The sequence below is a fragment of the Streptomyces lincolnensis genome, from assembly GCF_001685355.1.
GTDB lineage: Bacteria > Actinomycetota > Actinomycetes > Streptomycetales > Streptomycetaceae > Streptomyces > Streptomyces lincolnensis.
Window position 1 is genome coordinate 5881978 of record NZ_CP016438.1, and the last position, 20235, is coordinate 5902212.

The following is a 20235-nucleotide window of genomic DNA, read 5'->3' on the forward strand; positions in this document are numbered from 1 at the left end:
AGCCCCACGAGGGGAGCACCATCGTGGAAGCCATCCCGGCCGCCACCGCCCACGCCGTGCCGTCCGGGCACACCCACGCCGCACCGAAGCACCGATGGTGGGCCCTGGCCGTGATCGGCCTCGCCCAGCTCATGGTCGTGCTCGACGCCACCATCGTGAACATCGCGTTGCCGTCCGCCCAGCAGGACCTCGGCTTCGACAACAACGGGCGGCAGTGGATCGTCACCGCCTACTCCCTGGCCTTCGGCAGCCTCCTGCTGCTCGGCGGCCGGCTCGCCGACCTCTTCGGCCGCAAGACGACCTTCATCGTCGGCCTCGTCGGCTTCGCCGTCGCCTCCGCGGTCGGCGGCGCGGCCAACGGATTCACCATGCTGGTCGTCGCGCGCGCGGTCCAGGGCCTGTTCGGCGCGCTGCTCGCACCGGCCGCGCTGTCCCTGCTGACCACGACGTTCACCGAACCGAAGGAACGCGCCCGGGCGTTCGGCATCTTCGGCGCCATCGCCGGCTCCGGCGCCGCCGTCGGCCTGGTCCTCGGCGGTCTGCTCACCGAGTACCTCGACTGGCGCTGGACGCTGTACGTCAACGACGTCATCGCGGTCTTCGCGCTGATCGGCGCGGTCGTCTTCCTCGGCCGCTCCGTCCCGACCGAGCGGCCGAAGCTGGACATCCCGGGAGTGATCCTGGTCTCCGGCGGCCTGTTCGGCATCGTCTACGGCTTCGCCAACGCCGAGACGCACGACTGGGACAACTGGATGACCTGGGGCTTCCTGGCCGCCGGTGGTGTCCTGCTGGTGGCGTTCTTCCTCTGGCAGACCCGGGCCAAGCACCCCGTGCTGCCGCTGCGCGTCCTGGCCGACCGCGACCGCGCCGCCGCCCTGTCGACCATCCTCATCTCCTCCGCCGGCATGTTCGGCGTCTTCCTCTTCCTCACCTACTACCTCCAGTCGACGCTGGGCTACTCGCCGGTCAAGAACGGCGTGGCCTTCCTGCCGATGGTGGCCGCGCTGATGGTCATGGCGCAGCTGTCCACCAACGTGCTGATCCCGAAGATCGGCCCCAAGATCATCGTGCCCACCGGCATGCTGGTGGCCGCGGGCGGCATGGTCTGGCTGACCCGCCTCGGCCTGGACAGCAGCTACGCCGCCCACGTGCTGCCGCCGCTGCTGCTGCTCGGCGCGGGACTGGGCACCTCGATGCCCGCGGCGATGAGCTACGCCACCCTGGGGGTGCAGGCGCAGGACCAGGGGGTGGCCTCGGCCGCCCTCAACACCACCCAGCAGGTGGGCGGTTCGATCAGTACGGCGCTGCTGAACACCCTGGCCGCCACCGCGGCCACCAACTACGCCGCGGACCACCTGTCCGACCCGATGGTCAAGGCGAACGCGGCGCTGCACAGTTACGAGGTCGCCTACTGGTGGTCGGCCGCCTTCTTCGCCGTCGGCGTGGTCATCACGGTGCTGCTGTTCCGTGCGAAGAAGCAGAGGGTGGCCGCGCCCCAGGAGGAGACCGGGACGCACACCGAGGCCCCGGCACCGGCGACCGCGCCCACGGCCGCCACCGCCACGCTCCCCGCCGTCGACTCCGCCGTCATCCGCGGCCAGGTCCGCGACGGCTCGGGCGCGCCCGTGCCCCGCACCGCGATCACCCTGCTCGACGGGTCGGGCCGCCAGCTGGCCCGTGCCACCTCACACGAGGACGGCACGTACGGGCTGGACACCCCCGAGCGCGGCAGTCTCGTCCTCATCGGTTCGGCACCCGGCTACCAGCCGCAGGTGGCGACGCTGAGCCTGAACGGCACACCCGTCTCCCACGACCTGGTGTTCCTGCCCAGCCCGGGCGGCCTCACCGGCACGGTGCGCGGCGGGGACGACGCGGCCCTGTCCGGCGCGCTCGTGGTGGCCACCGACCAGCACGGCGACGTGACGGCCTCCACCACCACCGACACGGACGGCGCCTACCGCATCGGCGACCTGCTGCCCGGCGACTACACGCTCAGCGTCAGCGCCCCCGGCCACCGCCCCACCGCCGTCCCCGCCACCGTCTCCGCCGACACCACCCGCTGCGACATCCACCTCACCGTCGCCGCGACCCTGCGGGGCACCGTCCACACCCCGGACGGCCGCGCCCTGGACGACGCCCGAGTCACCCTCATCGACGCGGCCGGCAACGTCGTCGGCACCCGCACCACCAGCGTCGACGGCACCTACGCGTTCACCGACCTCGCCAGCGACCAGTACACGGTGATCGCCAGCGGCTACCCGCCGGTGGCCACGCAGCTCACTGTGAACGGCACGCAGGAGGGCGTGGACATCCTGCTGACCCACAAGGAGGCGTAGGGAGGCGTCGGGGGGTGCGGGGCGGCCTGCCGGCCCGCGTCAGCGGAGGACGTCCTTCGTCAGCACCCCCTGCTCGGTCGCGAGCGTGTGGTCGTAGTGCCGGCCGGGCGCGCTCAAGCGGTACCGCTCGCTCGTCGTGGCCACCGCGTGCCGGTCCTCGCGGGCCACGCCGAGCGTGAAGGTGGCGTCGCCGTGGTAGGTGTCGTCGACCCGGGTGGCGCCGAGACGGGCGCGGTCGGCGAGGGACATGACGACCCGGAGGCGGTTCGCGCTGTCGATGGTGGCGCGGCCGTCAAGGGCGTAATCACGGTCGGTGCGGGTCACGTGCCCGTTGCTGACGACGACCTGGTGATCGGTCCACTTGCCGGTCTGGTCGTCGGTGTTCTCGTCGGGCGTCCACCGGTGGTCGATGGCCGTGGTGAGGGTGCGCGCCACGGTCGTGGTGACCCGGCCGTGGGAGGTGTCGAGGTAGCCGGTGACCTTGAGCCCGTCCCTGCCGTCGGTGACCAGGTGCCGCAACGAGCCGTCGGTGAAGGTGTTGCCGATCGCCGGGTCGGTCTTCTCGTACGACGTGACGGCCCCCGTCACCACCGACCTGTGCGCGTCCTGCCACACCAGGATGTTGGTCGGCGCGCTCCACCCGCTCTGCCCGGCCGGCACGCCGACCACGGTCACGTCCACGGTGTGCGCCTTGCCGTCGTTGAGGAGTCCGGCGAAGGGGGTCAGGTCGAAGGTGAGTGGACGTACGTCGAAGGCGGTGGGGGAGGGAATCACCGACCAGAGGTAGGGCGACCAGCCGCCGGTCCACACGTTCGGGTAAGGGGACGCGATGCCCGCGACCTTCCCGTCGACGCTCACCCGCACCTCGCGGTACGGCCCGTCGTCCCCGCCCTGGCACGAGTACGACGCCTTCGGGGTCGTGGCCGAGTACCAGAACTCCTCGCAGCCGCCGCCCGACCCGGTGGCGTACACCTCGGCGAGGATGCGCTCGGAATTGCGCGGGGTGGTCAGGGAGGCGCCGGTGGTGACGCTGTTGCCGTCGCTGAGGGGGATGACCTGGTCGGGGGTGGCGGAGGCGGTGCGGTGGCCGGGCTCGGGGGCGTAGAAGGTGAGCGTCACCTTGACGTCGAGGATGCCCGTGTACGTGTCGTTGACAACGTTGCCGATCAGCATGTCGACGGACTGCGTGCCGCTCAGCGTCTTCTCGTACTCGGTGACGTCCTTCTCCACGGACCAGTCGATGCCGTCCTGGGAGGGTTCCGGGGTGGAGGTCCGGAAGACCTGCACCCCGCCGATGTCCAGATACCCGAGGCGGTCGTACTGCCGCCCCTTCACGCTGCCGTCCATCCGCAGCACGACCTTCGACCACCGCCCGGGCGTCCCGCATCCGGTCGGTGGCGTGTACGTCCCCGTGTACGGCGTGAAGTCCTTGAACCGCGCCTCCGCGACCGTGACGGAGCACGACTTGGTGTGCGGGGTGCTGATCGGCGGGGCGGCGGTGACGGGGTCGTGGTAGTCGGTCCCGAACTCGACGGGAACCGTGGGGTCGGCGGACGCGGTGCCCGCCGCGAGGGCCAGCGAGGCGAGAGCGGCGGTGAGGAGGGCGGCGGTGCGCCGCAGGGGAGGAGCAGGTCTTGTCATGCGGCGCAGTGAACCCGCGCGATCCTCGCGTGACCAGAGGGCTTGAAGAGGTCTTGACCAATTCCGGTCTGTTCGCTGACCTTCGAGGCGCTAGCGCCGCTCGCCGACCGGCTCCCCTGAGAGGAAGGCCGACCAGGCGGTGGGGGAGAGGGTGAGGTGAGGGCCGGTGGGGTTCTTGGAGTCGCGGAGGTGGATGGTGGTCGGGGTTGCGGCGACTTCCAGGCATTCGCCACCTTCGCCACCGCTGTAGCTGGACTTGCGCCAGGCGTAGGCGACTTCGAGGCACTCGCCGCCCTCGCCGTCGCTGTAGCTGGACTTGAACCAGGTGAGCTGCTCGACAGTCATAGCTCCTCCAGCTTCTGTTCGATCAACTTCCGGGACTCCGAGGGTGGGAGCGCCATCGCTCGCATGATCCCATAGCGATCGGCGATCTTCCGGACCTCTTCTGACTCGGTGATGAGCCGGGGGTATCCCTGAATCTCGGTGTACGCCACCTGTCCATGCCCCTTGGGCGTCAGCAGGTTGAACGCTCCGTCCATGTTGGGGTGTTGATCCAGACGGGTCAGCATCACCTGGATCTCGACGTTCTGCATGTCGCCGACCCGCAAGAGGCGTCGAAGCTGATCAGCGTGAACGCGCGGCCCACCGATCGGCCGGTCCAGTGCGACCTCTTCGAGGACATAGCTCACGATGGGTGCCGGGTAGCGCTCGAAGACCTGCTGTCGGGAGAGTCGGTCCGTCACTCGCTTCTCGATCGTCTCCTCGTTCAGGAACGGTCGCCGTTTCGCGAACACGGACCGGGCGTGATCCTCGGTCTGCAACAGGCCCGGCACCCCGAAGTTGGCGTAGAAGTGCAGCTCGACGGCTTCCGCCTCCAGAGCCGCATAACTCCGGTACCACTCGGGATGCCGCGTCCGAGACCGGGTCATCGCGTCCTCGACCTCCGGGATGACCTCCTTCAATAACCCCCCGGCGTCCAGCAGTTCATCCGCCTTGAGCAGCACTTCCGGCCGAAGCGTCCGCACCCCCCGCTCCATCGCCGAGATCGCGTCGGGGCCGTACCCCACCAGCTCCCCGAACTCCCGCTGCGTCAGACCCTTCCGCTCCCGCAGGAACTTCACCATCTTGCCGAGCGCGACGAACAGTCCCGTCGTCCCCTCGGCCTCCGCAGGCGTCTCCGGCCTCCGCTCACCCACAAGCCTCACCGCTCTCACCCGACATCACGTACGCGAACAGAACACACCCGTACAGCTACCCAGCGTCGCCAAGTCGCCCCTGGTCAGCGTAGAGACAACCGACCACGCTCGGTCACGTGAACGCCGAGATCTCCACCCCCACCGACGAACTGACCCAGCGTCTGAGCGCCACCCCACGCGGCGCCCGCCTCGCCCGCAGGCTCACCGCCGCGCAGCTCGCCGTATGGGGACACCCCCACGACAGCGACGTGAACGACACCGCCCAGCACCTCGTCGCCGAGCTGGCCGCCAACGCCGTAACGCATGGCCGCGTGCCCGGAAGGGACTTCGAGCTCAGGCTTCTCCTCCTGCTGCCCGAGAACACGCTCCGTATCGAGGTGAGTGATCCGCGCGGGGACAGGCAACTCCGGTTCCGTACGGGGGAGGACGACGAGCACGGGCGCGGGCTGATCCTCGTCACCCTGCTCGCCCGGGCGTGGGGCGTCGCGGAGCGGGACGTCGGCAAGACCGTGTGGGCCGAGATCGACCTCGTTTGAAGCTTTGAACATCCTTTGACAGGAAGTGCCTGGCGAAGTTCACGAGTTGGGGCGAATGATCACCGGCGACGGCCGCGTTCTTCAGCCGTCCCGCACCCCCCACCAGCGGAGAACTCGATGAACAACAACAGAAGAAGAGCCGCGCTCGCGGCCACGGTCCTGCTGAGTGCCTTCTCGCTCGGCAGCGCACCCGCACAGGCGGCCGACACCGGCGCGAGCGGCCCGGCGCAACGCGTCATCGTCGTCATGCGTGACCAGCTCACCGACCTCCCGATGCACACGCAGGCCGCGAAGCGCGGCCGGGCCGCCGCCGCGGACCAGGCGCCCGTGGTGGCACGGCTGAAGGAGAGCGGGGCCACCCACGTCAGCGGGATGAGCCTGATCAACGCCGTCTCCGCCACGCTGAAGCCGGACGCGATGGCGCGGATACGCGGCGACCGGGACGTGGCCGCGGTCGTGCCGGACCTCCCGATACGACAGCCCGCCACGGCCCGGGACGCAGCGGCCCCCACCACCGCGGCCCCCACCACCGCCGCCACCAAGAACGGCATCGGCTGCCCCAAGGACCCCGCCAAACCCCTCGCCGAACCCGAGGCGCTCAGCCTCACCCACACCGACGCCGCGCACCGCACCGCCACCGGCAAAGGCGTGAAGGTCGCGTTCTTCGCCGAGGGCATGGACGCGGACAACCCGGAGTTCATCCGCACCGACGGCAGCCATGTGGTCACCGACACCGAGGACTTCGGCGGGGACGGCGTGAGCGCGCCCACGGGCGGCGGCGAGGCGTTCGGCGACGCCAGTGCCATCGCGGCGCAGGGCAGCCGTACGTACGACCTGGCCACGCAGCTGCCGTACGCCAAGCTGCCGAAGGGCTGCACCTTCCGCGTCCGCGGCTTCGCGCCCGGCGCGGAGCTGATGGACCTGAAGGTGTACGGGGCGCATGCCTACACCTCCGGGTTCGTACGGGCCATTCAGTACGCGGTGGAGCACCACGCGGACGTCCTCAGCCAGTCCTTCGGCGGCAACACCTACCCCGACGCCGCCACCGACCCCGTCCGGCTGGCCGACGACGCCGCCATCGCCGCGGGGGTGACGGTGGTCGCCTCCAGCGGTGACTCCGGCACCTCCGGCACGGTGGGCTCACCGGCCAGCGACCCGGACGTGATCGGCGTCGGCGCGACCACGTCCTTCCGGCTGGCGGCGCAGGCCTACGGCTACCGGAAGTGGACGAACGACAACATCGCCGCGCTGTCCTCCGGCGGGACGACCCCGGACAACAAGGTGGTCGACCTGGTGGCTCCGGGCATGGTCGGCATGGCCGCCTGCACGCCCGGTCCGCGCTGGACCGACTGCGCCCTGCCCACCCAGGTGTTCGGCGGCACCAGCCAGTCGGCGCCGTTCGTGGCCGGCGCGGCGGCCGACGTCATCCAGGCGTACGCGGACACGCACGGCGGAGCCAAGCCCTCCCCGGACCTGGTCAAGCGGATCCTCACCGGTACGGCGACCGACCTGCGCGCCCCCGCCGACGAGCAGGGCGCGGGACTGCTGAACACCCACGCGGCCGTCCAGGCGGCCAGGGCCATCGACACCGTCGACCGGCATGCCGACCAACTGGTGCCCTCTGTCGGTCAGTTGAGCGTCACCGGACAGCCCAGCAGCACCCGGCAGACCTCCGTCTCCCTCACCAACACCGCCGACCGGCCGCAGCGGGTCACGATGACCTCCCGCACCGTCGGCACCCAGACCTTCCGCACCCAGCGCAAGGTCACCGTGGGCGCCCCGCTCACCGGGGACGACCGCGAAGGCAAGCTCGCCGCCAAGCCGTTCACCGTGCGGGTGCCCAAGGGCACCCCGCTGCTGGACGCCGAGATGGTGTGGCCCGGCACCGCCAAGTCCGGCAAGCTCGCGCTGGTCCTGACCGACCCGGCCGGGCGGCTGACCCAGGTCAGCTACGACTACGACGGTTACGGACTGCACAGCAACTACCAGCACGTCGACGTCCACGACCCGCGTCCCGGCACCTGGACCGTCAAGCTGGTCTGGGACAACGGCCGTATGCACCTCCAGGACAAGCCGCTCAAGCCCGGCAGCTACCGCGGCCCCGTCGACGTCCGGATCACCGGGCACCGCTACACCTCGGCCGGGGTGCCCACGCGGTTCCGTACCGTCCCGGCGGGCGGCACCGCGACGTTCCCCGTCCGGATCCCGTTCGGGCGTACGGCCGGTGACACGCCCTTCTCGCTCCAGTTCGCCTCGGACACCGGAACCCGGCTGTCCCTCCCGGTGGCCCGCCGGACGCTGATCCCCGTCGACCCGGCCGCCGGGCACAGCACGTCCTTCGCCGCGACCATCACCGGCGGCGTCGGCCGCGATGTCGGCCAGACCAACGGCTACTACGTCGACGTACCGCCCGGACGGCGCGCCCTGACGATCGACCTCGCGGCCGAGGACCCCGCCGCGACCCTGGTGTACTACCTGGTCGGTCCCGACGGGCAGATCCTGGCCCGGGACACCGACCGGACCGCGGGCGAGCACAGCGTCCCGACGAAGTACGCGAGCCTGACCGCCAACCGCCCGGCCGCCGGCCGGTGGACGCTGATCGTCGGACTGCCCGACGCCGTCAGCGGCAAGGCGTTCAGCCAGCGGGTCACCGGCACGGTCCGCCTCGACGCCGTGACCGCGACGGCACCGGGCCTGCCCAACAGCCCGTCCCGGGTCCTCAAGCGCGGCAGCACGCTCACCGTCCCGGTCCGGGTGCTCAACTCCGGCCCGGCCAAGCGGAGTTACTACCTCGACCCCAGGCTCGACACCATGGGCGAGATCAAGGTCCCCGTGTGGGGCGACGACAAGTCGGGGACGGTGCAGATCAACCAGGGCGGTCCGGCGTGGGTGGTGCCCTCGCACACCACCGAGGTGGTCGCCACGGCCACCGCCGACCGCCCGGTCGACCTGAACATCTACCCCTGGACCGGTGCTCCCGCGGTGTTCGCGCCGGCCGGCCCGACCGGCACCACGGTCGCCACCGCCCGCGCCGGGCAGCTGGCCTCCGGGACGTGGTCCACCGACGTGACCGACCCGGGCCCCTTCGGGGACAAGCCCGCGGGCAAGGGCACCGCGAAGGTCTCCGTCACCGCCACCACCCAGTCCTTCGACCCGGCCGCCAAGGCCTCCACCGGTGAGTTCTGGAACCCCGACGCCGACTGGAACCCCGTCACCGCCGCGGCCGGGAAGACCGCGACGATGACGCTCACCCTGACCCCGACGGCACCCGTCGGCACGGTCGTCCACGGCACGGTCTACGTCGACACCGACACGGCTTTCTCGGGCGTCATGGGCTCGGAACTGATCGGGATCCCGTACACCTACACCGTCGGCTGAGCACGGAGTTCTGTCGCGCGGGGGCCTCTTGACTTCACAAGACCCCCGCGCGACATTCCGGACCCATGACCGTCACCCGAAGACGCGTACTCACCGCCGGCGCCGGACTGTCCGTCGCGGCCGGCGTCCAACACACCGCCCGTGCCGCCGACTTACCGGCCCTCGGCACCTACGACGTGGTCGTCATCGGCTCCGGCGCCGCGGGCATGACCGCCGCGCTCACCGCGGCCAGACAGGGCCTGACCACCGTGGTCCTCGAAAAGGCCCCCACCTTCGGCGGATCCGCGGCCCGCTCCGGCGCCGGGATCTGGATCCCCAACAACACCGTCATCCGGGCCGCCGGTGTCCCGGACACCCCTGCGAAGGCGGCCGCCTATCTCGCCGCCGTCGTCGGCCCGGAGGTCCCCGCCGACCGGCAGCGGGCCTTCCTCGGCCACGGCCCCGCGATGCTCTCCTTCGTCATGGCCAACAGCCCTCTCCGCTTCCGCTGGATGGAGGGCTACAGCGACTACTACCCCGAGCTGCCGGGCGGTCTCCCGGGCGGCCGCTCCATCGAACCCGACCAGCTCGACGGCAACATCCTCGGCGCCGAACTCGCCCGGCTGAACCCGCCGTACCTTGAGGTCCCCGCCGGTCTGGTCGTCTTCAGCACCGACTACAAGTGGCTCTCCCTCGCCGCCGTGAGCGTCCGGGGCGCCGCCGTCGCCGCCGAATGCCTGGCGCGCGGCACACGGGCCGCCCTACTCGGGCAGGCCCCGCTGACCATGGGGCAGTCGCTCGCGGCCGGACTGCGCAAGGGACTCCTCGACGCGGGCGTCCCGGTCCGGCTCAGCACCCCGCTCACCGAGTTGTACGTCGAGAACGGCACCGTCGCCGGCGCGGTCACCCCCGGTGGTCTCTTCCGCGCCCGCCGGGGCGTCATCGTCGGCTCGGGCGGCTTCGAGCACAACGCGGCCATGCGGGAGCAGTACCAGCGGCAGCCCATCGGCACGCGGTGGACCGTCGGCGCGAAGGAGAACACCGGGGACGGGATCCGGGCGGGGCAGCGGCTCGGCGCCGACGTCGCGCTGATGGACGACGCCTGGTGGGGGCCCGCGATCCCGCTGCCCGACGAGCCCTACTTCTGCCTCGCCGAACGCACCCTGCCCGGCGGGCTGATCGTCAACCAGGCGGGCCGGCGGTTCGTGAACGAGGCCGCGCCCTACGGCGACGTCGTCCACACCATGTACGAGCGCCACCCCACCGATCCCGACATCCCGTCCTGGCTGATCGTCGACCAGAACTACCGCAACCGGTACCTCTTGAAGGACATCGCGCCGACCTTCGTCCTCCCCGACGACTGGTACGGCTCCGGCGCGGCCCACAAGCAGTGGACGCTCGACGCCCTCGCCGCCTCGATCGGCGTCCCGGCCGGCGCGCTCCGCACCACCGTCGACCGCTTCAACTCCCAGGCCCGGCAGGGCGAGGACCCCGACTTCGGGCGCGGCGACAGCGCCTACGACCACTACTACACGGACCCCTCCGTCCAGCCCAACTCCTGTCTCGCCCCGCTGTGGCTGCCCCCGTACTACGCCTTCCGGCTCGTCCCCGGCGACCTCGGCACCAAGGGCGGCCTGCGCACCGACGCCCGCGCCCGCGTCCTGCGCCCGGACGGCACGGTGATCCCGGGGCTGTACGCCGCCGGGAACGCCAGCGCCGCCGTCATGGGCCACAGTTACGCGGGCGCGGGCTCGACCATCGGCCCGGCGATGACCTTCGGGTACATCGCCGCCCGGGACATCGCCGGGGTGCTCTAGGCGCGACGGACGATCAGCGCGGCCTGCGGGGTCGGCTCGGTGCCGTGGGATTCGCGTACCGTCCGCGCGACGGGCGCGAACCCGGCCGCCTGGAGCAGCTCCATCATCTGCTCCGGGCGTCGGCGCAGGAAGTCCAGGGTCACCGGGTGCCCCCAGGGCTGTTCGTGGCGGCGGGGCACGTCACCGACCTGGAAGCCGAGGAGGAGATGGCCGCCGGGTGCCAGCACCCGGCGGAACTCGGCGAAGACGGAGGGGAGTTCGTCCACAGGGGTGTGGATGGTGGAGTACCAGGCCACCACCCCGGCGAGCGCCCCGTCCGCGAGGTCCAGGTCCAGCATCGACCCCTGCTCGTACCGCAGCCCGGGGTGCTCCCGGCGGGCGATCGCCAGCATCGACTCCGACAGGTCGAGCCCGAAGACGTCCAGGCCGAGCGAGGCGAGGTACGCGGTGACCCGCCCCGGACCGCACCCGAGATCCGCCACGGCTCCTTTCTCGCCCACGAGTTCGGCGAATCCCCGGAGCGTCGCCCGGTCCAGGGGGGACTCGGCGAGAGGGTCGCGGAAGAGATCGGCGTAGTCCTCGGCGATGGCGTCGTAGAAGGTACGGGTGGCGGTGAGGAAGTCGGCTTCGGTCATGGCCGGGGACCCTAGTAGCCCCCACTGACACTCACGCCACGCCGGCCGCCCGCAGCACGGCGGTCGTGCCCGCCGCCCCCAGGACGACGACCACGAACGGCGCCCGCCGCCACGCCAGGACGCCGGCCACCAGCACCCCGGCCGGCCGCGCCCACCCCGCGAAACCCCCGCCCTCGGTCAGCGCCCCCGTCGCCAGCAGGGCCACCAGCAGGACGATCGCGCCCGCCGAGAGCAGCTCCTGGACCCGGGCGGAGAGTTCGACCCGCCCGTGCAGCACCGGTCCGACCAGCCGGAAGGCGTACGTCCCGACCGCCAGCGCCAGCATCATCGCCACCGTCGCGCTCATGCCGTACGACTCCTTCCGGCGCGCCCGTACACGGCGAGCCCCGCGAGGGCGACCAGCACCGGCACCCCCGCCGGGACGGCCGGTGTCACCGCCAGGGCCAGCGCGGCACCGAGCAGCGCGGACCGTCGTACGGCCGGCCCCTCGCGCAGTGCGGGCAGCACCAGGGCGACGAGGACGGCGGGGAAGGCCGCGTCCAGGCCGTAGGTGGCGGTGTCGCCGAGTGCGCCGCCGGCCAGCGCCCCGGCCAGGACGCCGATGTTCCACACGGCGAACAGGCCGAGCCCGGAGATCCAGAAGGCCGCCCGTCGCCGCGCCGGATCGGACTGCGCGAGGGCGAAGGCCACCGTCTCGTCGGTGACGAGGTGGGCGCCGAGGAGGCGGGTGAGGCGGCCCGGTCCGAGGAGGTCCGCGACGGCGAGGCTGAAGGCCGCCGTACGGGTGTTGAGGAGCAGGCCGGTGGCCGCCGCGGCGACCGGCCCGCCCCCGGCCAGTAGGACACCGACCGCGCTGAACTGGGCCGAGCCCGCGTACACGACCAGGGACATCACCACCGGCACCCACACCGGAAGGCCTCCGGCGACGGCGATCGCGCCGAAGGAGAGGCCGACGATGCCACTGGCGAACCAGACGAGCGCGCTGTCACGGACCAAGGGTGTTCGTTCTGCCGTACGCATGTTCACTACACTGGACGGCAGTGGCCATGTTCGTCAAGGCGAACGATCATACCGATGGAGCGAACGACATGTCCGACAGCCCGCCCCGGCGCCCCCTCGACTGGATCGCCGCCTCCCTCAAGCGCGAACGCGCCCGCACCGGGCTGTCCCTGTCCGAGCTGGCCAAGCGGGCCGGGATCGCGAAGTCCACGCTGTCCCAGCTGGAGTCGGCGAGCGGGAACCCCAGCGTGGAGACGCTGTGGGCGCTGGGGGTGGCGCTCGGGGTGCCGTTCAGCGCGCTGGTGGAGCCGCCGGCGCCCGCCGTGCAGGTGATCCGGGCGGGGCAGGGGCCGTCGGTGGCCTCGGAGAAGGCCGAGTTCGCGGCCACGCTGCTGTCGGCCGGACCGCCCGGAGTGCGGCGGGACGTCTACCACATGCGGACCGAGCCGGGTGCCGTACGGGAATCGGAGCCGCACATTCCGGGGACCGTGGAGCATGTGATCGTAAGCACGGGGCGGGTGAAGGCCGGTCCGGCGGGGGAGGAGGCCGAGCTGGATCCCGGCGACTACATGTCGTACCGCGGGGATGTGCCGCACTCCTACGAGGCGCTCGCGCCCGGGACGACGTTCGTGCTGGTGATGCAGCACACGTGAGCGGATGGGAAAGGCAGGAGCCCCGCCGCCTTGCGGCGCGGGGCTCCTTGGGTACTGCTATCTGTTCCGGATCAAAGCACCAGGCTCCGAAAACCGAAGAGACTTAGGCGGGGGTGACGTTCTCCGCCTGCGGGCCCTTCGGGCCCTGGGTCACGTCGAACGTGACCGCCTGGTTCTCCTCGAGCGAGCGGAAGCCGTTCGCGTTGATCGCGGAGTAGTGGACGAAGACGTCGGGGCCGCCGCCTTCTTGGGCGATGAAGCCAAAGCCCTTTTCGGCGTTGAACCACTTCACGGTTCCGGTAGCCATAAGCCCTCCTTGGGCCCAAAGGGTTGCCCTGCTCCAGAACCCTGCAAGTGTGAAAACAAGATGCCGCACAACTGCATACGTCTGAAAACGACTAGAGCCTGCGGTTACATGCTCCGCAGGCTCTGTACTGCAAGGGAAACCAAACTGCAACTTGCGGCGAGCCTAGCATGTGGGCAGCCGAAAGCAATAGAGGTCAAGATCACGTCACCCGGAGGTTTGAAGATCGCGGAGAGGTTGACCTCCGGGGTGGAGCCCGGAGCGTACCCCACGGGGGCTAGTCTCGCGATGTGGACATTTCTCGCACCCGGCCGCGCGTCGGCCACATCCAGTTCCTCAACTGCCTGCCCCTGTACTGGGGGCTCGCGAGAACCGGCACGCTGCTCGACTTCGAGCTGACCAAGGACACCCCCGAGAAGCTCAGCGAGCGGCTGGTGCAGGGCGACCTCGACATCGGGCCCATCACCCTCGTGGAGTTCCTGAAGAACGCGGACGACCTGGTCGCCTTCCCCGACATCGCCGTCGGCTGCGACGGCCCGGTCATGTCCTGCGTGATCGTCTCGCAGGTCCCGCTGGACGAACTGGACGGCGCCCGGGTCGCCCTCGGGTCCACCTCGCGCACCTCCGTACGCCTTGCCCAGCTCCTGCTGTCCGACCGCTACGGCGTCCGGCCCGACTACTACACCTGCCCGCCCGACCTCAGCCTGATGATGCAGGAGGCCGAGGCGGCGGTCCTGATCGGGGACGCGGCCCTGCGGGCCAACCTGCTGGACGGGCCGAAGTACGGGCTCCAGGTGCACGACCTCGGCTCCCTGTGGAAGGAGTGGACCGGCCTGCCCTTCGTCTTCGCGGTCTGGGCGGCCCGCCGCGACTACCTGGAGCGCGAGCCGTTCATCACCCACAAGGTCCACGAGGCCTTCCTCGCCTCCCGCAACCTCTCCCTCGACGAGGTCGGCAAGGTCGCCGAGCAGGCCGCCCGCTGGGAGTCCTTCGACGAGGAGACCCTGGAGCGGTACTTCACCACCCTCGACTTCCGCTTCGGCGGCCCCCAGCTGGAGGCGGTCGCGGAGTTCGCGCGGCGCGTCGGCCCCACGACGGGATTCCCCGCGGACGTGAAGGTGGAACTGCTTCAGCCGTAGTCTGCCTCTCAGTTCCCACAGGGCGGGTACGGGGGAGGGGGCGTCATGCAGCCGCTCGGAGTCGACGAGCCCACCGTCGTGGGGTCCTACCGGCTGCTCGGCCGGCTCGGTTCCGGCGGGATGGGCCGGGTCTACCTCGGCCGCAGCGCCGGCGGCCGCACGGTCGCCGTGAAGATCGTGCACCCGCACTTCGCGCTGGACGAGGAGTTCCGCGCCCGCTTCCGCCGCGAGGTCGAGGCCGCCCGGCGGGTCGGCGGCGCCTGGACCGCGCCGGTCCTGGACGCGGACCCCGAGGCCGCGGTGCCGTGGGTCGCCACCGGGTACGCGGCCGGACCGTCACTGTCGGCCGCGGTCGCCGAGCACGGGCCGCTGCCCGTCCCCACGGTGCGGGTGCTGGCCGCGGGACTGGCGGAGGCGCTGGCCGCGGTGCACGACCTGGGTCTCGTCCACCGGGACGTGAAGCCCTCCAACGTCCTGCTCACCCTCGACGGCCCGCTCCTCATCGACTTCGGCATCGCCCGCGCCACCGACGGCACCGCGTCCCTGACCTCCACCGGTGTCTCCATCGGCTCGCCCGGCTACATGTCCCCCGAGCAGATCCTCGGCAAGGGCGTCACCGGCGCGGCCGACCTGTTCTCCCTCGGGGCGGTCCTGGCCTGCGCCGCCACCGGCGAACCGCCCTTCCGCGGCGACTCCTCCGCGGCCCTCCTCTACAAGGTCGTCCACGAGGAGCCCGAACTCGGCGCTCTGGAGGGCGAGCTGCGCGAGGTGGTCGAACAGTGCCTGGCCAAGGACCCGGCCGCCCGTCCGACCCCCACCGCCCTGGCCGCCCGCCTGGCCCCCGAGGGCGCGGCCCGGCTGGTCGCGGGCGGATGGCTGCCGGGTGCGCTGGTGGAGCAGGTCAGCCGGAGCGCGGTGCGGTTGCTGAACCTGGAGACGGCGGAGTCGACGTCGTCGACGGAGGGCGCGGGGCAGGGCGGGCGGGAGGTCCTGTCCGGTCCGGTGGGTTTCGGTACGCCGTCGGTGGGTGCGGCCGTGGTGGGTGAGTTCGGTCCGCCACCGGTCATGGGAGCGGTCGCCGCGCCGACTCCCCTCCCCGAACCCCGGCACCCGTACGCACAGTCCGCGCAGTCCGTACAGGACACAGCCCCCTCCGCAGAGCCCTCCGATCGTCCCCCCGGGCGGCTCTCCGTCTCCGTGTCCGCGTCGTCGGAGACGAAGACCGGGGCCGGGCGAGGGCGTCGGCTGAGCTGCACGGTGGCGTTGGCCGTCGCGGGGGCGATGGCGGCGGTGACGGTCGGATCGGCGTTCCTGTTCGACCTGCTGCCGGGCGGGGACCAGGACGGCCCGGCCGGTTCCGACACCAGCGCGCAGTCCCCGGCGCCGAGCACGACCGCGGGCAGCAGCGCCACCGCCCGCCCGAGTGCCGGCGGCAGCGCCCCCGCGGGGCCGAGCGCTCTCCCCACCGCCTACCTCGGCACGTGGGAGGGCCAGGCCGTCGCCCTCGACGGCGCGCTCCCCATGGGGACCTTCCGGCTGACCGCGCACCGGGCCGACGTGGGCGAGGAGTTGGGCACCCTCCGGCACACGGACGCCCTCGGCGGGGTCTGCGACGACGTACTCACCCTGAAGCAGGTGACGAAGAAGCAGGTCGTGGCGACGGCCGTGGGTGCCGAGTCCAACCGGGGCGTGTGCAGCCAGACCGCCCACACCGTGCGGATCACACCGGTCGGTGACGACCTCTCCTACCAGTCGGACAGCGAGGACTCCGGCCGTCCCGAGGCACGGCTGTCGAAGGTCGGATCGGGATGACGGCTGTGCTGGTCGTCCTCGCCGCGTTGTGGGGCGCGGCGGCGGGGGCGCTGGTCCCGCGCGCCGCCTACCGCTTCTCGGTCCCCCCGGAGGAACCCTGGCGCGAGCACTGCCCGGGAGGGCACCCGGTCCGGGGATGGCTCGGCCGGGCGCGGTGCGCGGAGTGCGCGGACGCCCGCCCCGCCCCGGACGCCCGCCCCGCCCCGGACACCACCGCCGTGGTCCGCAGGGCGTCCGGTGGTTACGGCCCCCGCACCGCCCTCGTCTCCTTCGTCACCGCCCTGCTCTGCGCGGGGATCGCCGCGGCCACTGACACCCGACCGGAAGTCGCCGTCTGGCTGCTGCTGGCCCCCGTCGGAGTGCTGCTGACGGTCGTCGACCTCCGGGTGAGACGGCTGCCCGACATCCTGACCCTGCCGTCGGCCGCCGCCACGCTCGCCCTGCTCGGCCTGGTCTCCCTGGTCCCCGAACACACCGGCCACTGGTCCTCCGCCGCCCTCGGCACCCTGGCCCTCGGCGCCGGCTACTACCTGCTCTGGCGTATCAACCCCGGCGGCATGGGCTTCGGCGACGTGAAACTCGCCCTCCTCGCCGGTGCCGTCCTCGGCTGGTACGGCTGGGGCACGGTCCTGCTCGGCACCCTCACCGGCTTCGTCCTCGGCGCCCTCTACGGCTGGACCCTCGTCCTCCTGCGCCGCGCCGACCGCAAGACGGCGATCCCGTTCGGCCCGTTCCTGATCGCGGGGGTCTACGCCGGGCTGCTGATCGGCGCGTACGCGGCCTGACCTCGGGGGTGTCGGAGGGCTGGCGTAGGCTGGACAGGTCCGTCCAACCCCTTGACGAAAGGGACGCCCCCCGGTGACCGAGAAGGCCGACCTCCAGTCTGTGCTCGACCGTGCCGCGGACGGCGGGCGGATCACCCCGGAAGAGGCGCTCGACCTCTACCGTGACGCCCCGCTGCACGCGCTGGGCGCCGCCGCCGACGCCGTACGCCGCCGTCGGTACGCCGGTACCGAGCACATCGCGACGTACATCATCGAGCGGAACATCAACTACACCAACGTCTGCGTGACGGCGTGCAAGTTCTGCGCCTTCTACGCCCCGCCCAAGGCCACGGACAAGGGCTGGACCCGCGATCTGGACGACATCCTGCGCCGCTGCGCGGAGACCGTCGAGCTCGGTGGTACGCAGATCATGTTCCAGGGCGGCCACCACCCGGACTACGGCGTGGAGTACTACGAGAAGCACTTCGCCGCCATCAAGAAGGAGTTCCCCCAGCTGGTGATCCACTCGCTGGGCGCGTCCGAGGTCGAGCACATGGCCCGGATCTCCAAGGTGAGCGTCGAGGAGGCGATCCAGCGGATCCACACCGCCGGCCTCGACTCCTTCGCGGGCGCGGGTGCCGAACTCCTGCCGGCGAGGCCCCGCAAGGCCATCGCGCCGCTCAAGGAGTCCGGCGAGCGCTGGCTGGAGATCATGGAGGCCGCGCACCAGCTGGGCGTGGAGTCCACGTCCACCATGCTCATGGGCACCGGCGAGACCAACGCCGAGCGCATCGAGCACCTGCGGATGATCCGTGACGTACAGGACCGCACGGGCGGCTTCCGGGCCTTCATCCCGTACACCTACCAGCCCGAGAACAACCACCTGAAGGGCCGTACGCAGGCCACGCTCTTCGAGTACCTGCGGATGATCGCCGTCGCGCGTCTCTTCATGGACAACATCGCCCACATCCAGGGCTCCTGGCTGACCACCGGCAAGGAGGTCGGCCAGCTGTCCCTGCACTACGGCGCCGACGACCTGGGCTCGATCATGCTGGAGGAGAACGTCGTCTCCTCGGCCGGTGCCAAGCACCGCTCCAACCGCATGGAGATCATCGACCTCATCCGCAAGGCGGGCCGGGTCCCGGCCCAGCGGACCACGACGTACGAGCACATCGTCGTCCACGACGACCCGGCGGACGACCCCGTCGACGAGCGCGTGATGTCCCACATCTCGTCCACGGCGATCGAGGGCGGCACGGCCCACCCCGAGCTGAAGCTCCTCGCCTCCAACTAGCGCCACCATGCTCACGATCCACGCCGCCGATCTCCTCGTCACGGGGGATCGGCGGCCGCCCGTGCCCGGCGGCGCGATCCTCGTGGAGGGCCGGCAGATCGCCGCCATCGGCCCCTACGACCGGCTGGCCACCACCCACCCCACAGCCCGCGTCCGCCGCTGGCCCGGCGTCATCACACCCGGCCTGGTCAACCCCCACGGCCCCGAACTCCTCGAACAGGCCTACCACCCGGACCCCCGCGAGGCCGCCGACCTGGGCACCGAGCCCCTCACCGGCGACGCCCTGTCCAACCTCCCCATGACAGACACCCGTTGGGCCGCGAGCGCCCGCCGAGGAGTCCAACGCCTCCTCGCCCACGGCACGGTGGCGGTGGCGGGCACACTGTGGCGACCCGCGGTGGTGGACGCCGTGTACCGGGCGGGGCTGACGGTCGAGCAGCGATTCGCGGATCCGATGGGGCGTCCTTCTCTGGACCCGCTGGCCGGGAGGGACTTGGCGGAGGCCATCGTCCTGCCCCTTCCTCCGACCGGCGTGGACGCGCTCATCGACGCGACGTTCGCGGTTTTCGACGCCCCGGACGGGCCGGCATTGGAGAAGGCGGGCGCGGGAGTCTGCGTGGCAACGGTGATCAAGGGCCGCCTCGTGTACAGACGGCGCTAGGGACGCCCCTTCAGGGGCGCGGGGAACTGCGCGACCAGCCACAACAAACCCGCACCCGGCACACAACCCGTCACCCCGCAAACGCTTCCCCGAACGCCCCCGCCCCCTGCACCACCCCACTGCAATTGGTCAGCGCGTCATTCTCATCGGCGTCCCCCGCCACACACTCCTGATCCCTGAACGTCGACCACATCGACACCCACGCAACCCCCTTCTCCGCAGCAAACGCCCGCACCTGCCCCGCATCGGACAATGTGAACGTCTCCCCCTCCACATCGTTCACCCCGATCATCGAGGTCAACGCCATCCCCCGCCACGCAGCGGCATCAGACGTACCGAAGACATCCATCAGCTGATCATGCGCGGAATTCGCCGAGGTGATCGCGTAATCCCCCATGTCACCGTCGTAGGACTCCCCGTAATTCATCGTCATGAGATTCACCGTGGAGACCTGCACCGCACTGTTGTTGGCGGACTCCAGCAACGCCAGCCCGTCCGCGTCCAGCCCCGACGGCATCACCGGCAGCGTGAAGGACACGTCGAGATCGGTCCGTTCCTTCTGGAGCAGCGCGATCGCCTCGGAGCGGACGTCGACACTGTCGGAGTCGGTCAGTTCGTCGCCCTCGATGTCGAAGTCGGCCTGATCGGACCCGGCCGCGTCGAGCGCCGTACCGTACGCCTTCGCCAGTTCCGCCGCGTTGTCGCAGGTCGCCGCGAGTTCCTTGCCGGAGGCGCCGCCGAAGGAGACCCGGACGGTGGCGCCGCCCTCCTTGAGCCGTGCGATGCGGGACTTCACGGCCGAGTCACCGATGGGGTCCGAGTCGTTCCACTTCGGTGTGCAGCCGCTGCCGGTGGAGATGACGAAGGCCAGGTTGTACGTCGTAGGAGAGCCCGCGGAGTCGAGGTCGGAGGCGTCGGTGGCGCTGACGTACGGGGCGTAGGACGTGACAGGCGTGGCCGGCGCCTTGTCCGAGGTCTCGGCGGACTCCGTGCTGTCGGACTCCGTGCCGTCGGATGCCGTGGAGCACCCCGCGGTGGCCAGGGCGAACAGGCAGACGAGCCCGGCCGCCGGCTTCAGGAGACTCCGCATG

Annotated in this window: 18 protein-coding genes; 10 read left to right on the forward strand and 8 right to left on the reverse strand. The window is 71.4% G+C overall.

The genetic code is table 11. The annotated features are described in order from the left end of the window. Positions 1–23: 23 nt before the first annotated feature. Positions 24–2336: an MFS transporter gene (locus SLINC_RS26260; protein ID WP_067437732.1), complete on the forward strand. Its 2313-nt coding sequence runs from the start codon at positions 24–26 to the stop codon at positions 2334–2336. A 39-nt stretch (positions 2337–2375) separates the two neighbouring features. On the opposite strand, the gene SLINC_RS26265 is transcribed toward SLINC_RS26260, so the two are convergent. The 3 genes from SLINC_RS26265 to SLINC_RS26275 form a co-directional block, all read right to left on the reverse strand. Beyond that, entirely contained in the window at positions 2376–3977 is a 1602-nt protein-coding gene (locus tag SLINC_RS26265; protein ID WP_067437734.1) for a peptide-N4-asparagine amidase, read from the reverse strand. A 90-nt stretch (positions 3978–4067) separates the two neighbouring features. Continuing rightward, entirely contained in the window at positions 4068–4322 is a 255-nt protein-coding gene (locus tag SLINC_RS26270; RefSeq protein ID WP_067437736.1) for a DUF397 domain-containing protein, read from the reverse strand. Further along, positions 4319–5173, reverse strand: a complete 855-nt coding sequence (locus tag SLINC_RS26275; protein WP_182449294.1) for a helix-turn-helix domain-containing protein — start codon at positions 5171–5173, stop codon at positions 4319–4321. The genes SLINC_RS26270 and SLINC_RS26275 overlap by 4 nt, the downstream gene beginning before the upstream one ends. 116 nt (positions 5174–5289) lie before the next feature. Here SLINC_RS26275 and SLINC_RS26280 point away from each other — a divergent pair, with 116 nt between their 5' ends. The 3 genes from SLINC_RS26280 (at position 5290) to kstD (ending at position 10883) form a co-directional block, all read left to right on the forward strand. Beyond that, complete coding sequence (locus SLINC_RS26280) at positions 5290–5709, forward strand: ATP-binding protein (RefSeq protein ID WP_067437740.1); 420 nt, start codon at positions 5290–5292, stop codon at positions 5707–5709. A 117-nt stretch (positions 5710–5826) separates the two neighbouring features. After that, positions 5827–9087, forward strand: a complete 3261-nt coding sequence (locus tag SLINC_RS26285; protein WP_067437742.1) for a S8 family peptidase — start codon at positions 5827–5829, stop codon at positions 9085–9087. Between the two features lie 65 nt (positions 9088–9152). Next, positions 9153–10883 carry a 3-oxosteroid 1-dehydrogenase gene (gene kstD / locus SLINC_RS26290; protein WP_067437744.1) on the forward strand — a complete coding sequence of 577 codons (1731 nt, stop codon included), beginning with the start codon at positions 9153–9155 and terminating at the stop codon, positions 10881–10883. On the opposite strand, the gene SLINC_RS26295 is transcribed toward kstD, so the two are convergent. Genes SLINC_RS26295 through SLINC_RS26305 form a run of 3 tightly spaced genes read right to left on the reverse strand, consistent with a single transcriptional unit; the run spans position 10880 to position 12538 of the window. Then, entirely contained in the window at positions 10880–11518 is a 639-nt protein-coding gene (locus tag SLINC_RS26295; RefSeq protein WP_067437746.1) for a class I SAM-dependent methyltransferase, read from the reverse strand. The genes kstD and SLINC_RS26295 overlap by 4 nt on opposite strands. Positions 11519–11549: 31 nt before the next feature. Then, a complete protein-coding gene (locus SLINC_RS26300) occupies positions 11550–11864 on the reverse strand; it encodes an AzlD domain-containing protein (RefSeq protein WP_067437748.1) in 315 nt (104 codons plus the stop codon). After that, on the reverse strand, positions 11861–12538 hold the full coding sequence (locus SLINC_RS26305) for an AzlC family ABC transporter permease (RefSeq protein ID WP_067437749.1): 678 nt from the start codon (positions 12536–12538) through the stop codon (positions 11861–11863). Before SLINC_RS26305 ends, SLINC_RS26300 begins: the two co-directional genes overlap by 4 nt. Positions 12539–12606: 68 nt before the next feature. Here SLINC_RS26305 and SLINC_RS26310 point away from each other — a divergent pair, with 68 nt between their 5' ends. Continuing rightward, entirely contained in the window at positions 12607–13170 is a 564-nt protein-coding gene (locus SLINC_RS26310; protein ID WP_067445717.1) for a helix-turn-helix domain-containing protein, read from the forward strand. Positions 13171–13273: 103 nt separating this feature from the next. Here the strand turns inward: SLINC_RS26310 and SLINC_RS26315 are convergent, their stop codons facing one another. Continuing rightward, positions 13274–13477, reverse strand: a complete 204-nt coding sequence (locus SLINC_RS26315) for a cold-shock protein (protein WP_003948780.1) — start codon at positions 13475–13477, stop codon at positions 13274–13276. A gap of 287 nt (positions 13478–13764) precedes the next feature. Between SLINC_RS26315 and SLINC_RS26320 the strand changes: the two genes are divergently transcribed. From SLINC_RS26320 to SLINC_RS26340, 5 genes are all read left to right on the forward strand, one after another. Next, positions 13765–14613, forward strand: a complete 849-nt coding sequence (locus SLINC_RS26320) for a menaquinone biosynthetic enzyme MqnA/MqnD family protein (RefSeq protein ID WP_067437751.1) — start codon at positions 13765–13767, stop codon at positions 14611–14613. Between the two features lie 45 nt (positions 14614–14658). Next, positions 14659–16425 (forward strand): serine/threonine-protein kinase, encoded by a 1767-nt coding sequence (locus SLINC_RS26325; RefSeq protein WP_067437753.1) that lies wholly within the window; start codon positions 14659–14661, stop codon positions 16423–16425. Further along, positions 16422–17210 (forward strand): prepilin peptidase, encoded by a 789-nt coding sequence (locus tag SLINC_RS26330; RefSeq protein ID WP_067437755.1) that lies wholly within the window; start codon positions 16422–16424, stop codon positions 17208–17210. The genes SLINC_RS26325 and SLINC_RS26330 overlap by 4 nt, the downstream gene beginning before the upstream one ends. 73 nt (positions 17211–17283) lie before the next feature. After that, complete coding sequence (gene mqnC, locus SLINC_RS26335; RefSeq protein ID WP_067437756.1) at positions 17284–18483, forward strand: cyclic dehypoxanthinyl futalosine synthase; 1200 nt, start codon at positions 17284–17286, stop codon at positions 18481–18483. A 7-nt stretch (positions 18484–18490) separates the two neighbouring features. Continuing rightward, positions 18491–19144: an amidohydrolase family protein gene (locus tag SLINC_RS26340; RefSeq protein ID WP_067437757.1), complete on the forward strand. Its 654-nt coding sequence runs from the start codon at positions 18491–18493 to the stop codon at positions 19142–19144. Positions 19145–19214: 70 nt separating this feature from the next. Here SLINC_RS26340 and SLINC_RS26345 read toward each other — a convergent pair whose 3' ends face one another. Further along, positions 19215–20234, reverse strand: a complete 1020-nt coding sequence (locus SLINC_RS26345) for a chitinase (RefSeq protein WP_067437758.1) — start codon at positions 20232–20234, stop codon at positions 19215–19217. Between the last annotated feature and the right edge of the window lies 1 nt (position 20235).

What these genes read in the sequence shown, in the direction of transcription:
- SLINC_RS26265 (WP_067437734.1), bottom strand. Translation starts at nt 3,977, where the DNA reads ATGACAAGACCTGCTCCTCCCCTGCGGCGCACCGCCGCCCTCCTCACC.
- SLINC_RS26270 (WP_067437736.1), bottom strand. Translation starts at nt 4,322, where the DNA reads ATGACTGTCGAGCAGCTCACCTGGTTCAAGTCCAGCTACAGCGACGGC.
- SLINC_RS26285 (WP_067437742.1), top strand. Translation starts at nt 5,827, where the DNA reads ATGAACAACAACAGAAGAAGAGCCGCGCTCGCGGCCACGGTCCTGCTG.
- kstD (WP_067437744.1), top strand. Translation starts at nt 9,153, where the DNA reads ATGACCGTCACCCGAAGACGCGTACTCACCGCCGGCGCCGGACTGTCC.
- SLINC_RS26295 (WP_067437746.1), bottom strand. Translation starts at nt 11,518, where the DNA reads ATGACCGAAGCCGACTTCCTCACCGCCACCCGTACCTTCTACGACGCC.
- SLINC_RS26300 (WP_067437748.1), bottom strand. Translation starts at nt 11,864, where the DNA reads ATGAGCGCGACGGTGGCGATGATGCTGGCGCTGGCGGTCGGGACGTAC.
- SLINC_RS26305 (WP_067437749.1), bottom strand. Translation starts at nt 12,538, where the DNA reads ATGCGTACGGCAGAACGAACACCCTTGGTCCGTGACAGCGCGCTCGTC.
- SLINC_RS26310 (WP_067445717.1), top strand. Translation starts at nt 12,607, where the DNA reads ATGTCCGACAGCCCGCCCCGGCGCCCCCTCGACTGGATCGCCGCCTCC.
- SLINC_RS26315 (WP_003948780.1), bottom strand. Translation starts at nt 13,477, where the DNA reads ATGGCTACCGGAACCGTGAAGTGGTTCAACGCCGAAAAGGGCTTTGGC.
- SLINC_RS26325 (WP_067437753.1), top strand. Translation starts at nt 14,659, where the DNA reads ATGCAGCCGCTCGGAGTCGACGAGCCCACCGTCGTGGGGTCCTACCGG.
- SLINC_RS26330 (WP_067437755.1), top strand. Translation starts at nt 16,422, where the DNA reads ATGACGGCTGTGCTGGTCGTCCTCGCCGCGTTGTGGGGCGCGGCGGCG.
- SLINC_RS26340 (WP_067437757.1), top strand. Translation starts at nt 18,491, where the DNA reads ATGCTCACGATCCACGCCGCCGATCTCCTCGTCACGGGGGATCGGCGG.
- SLINC_RS26345 (WP_067437758.1), bottom strand. Translation starts at nt 20,234, where the DNA reads ATGCGGAGTCTCCTGAAGCCGGCGGCCGGGCTCGTCTGCCTGTTCGCC.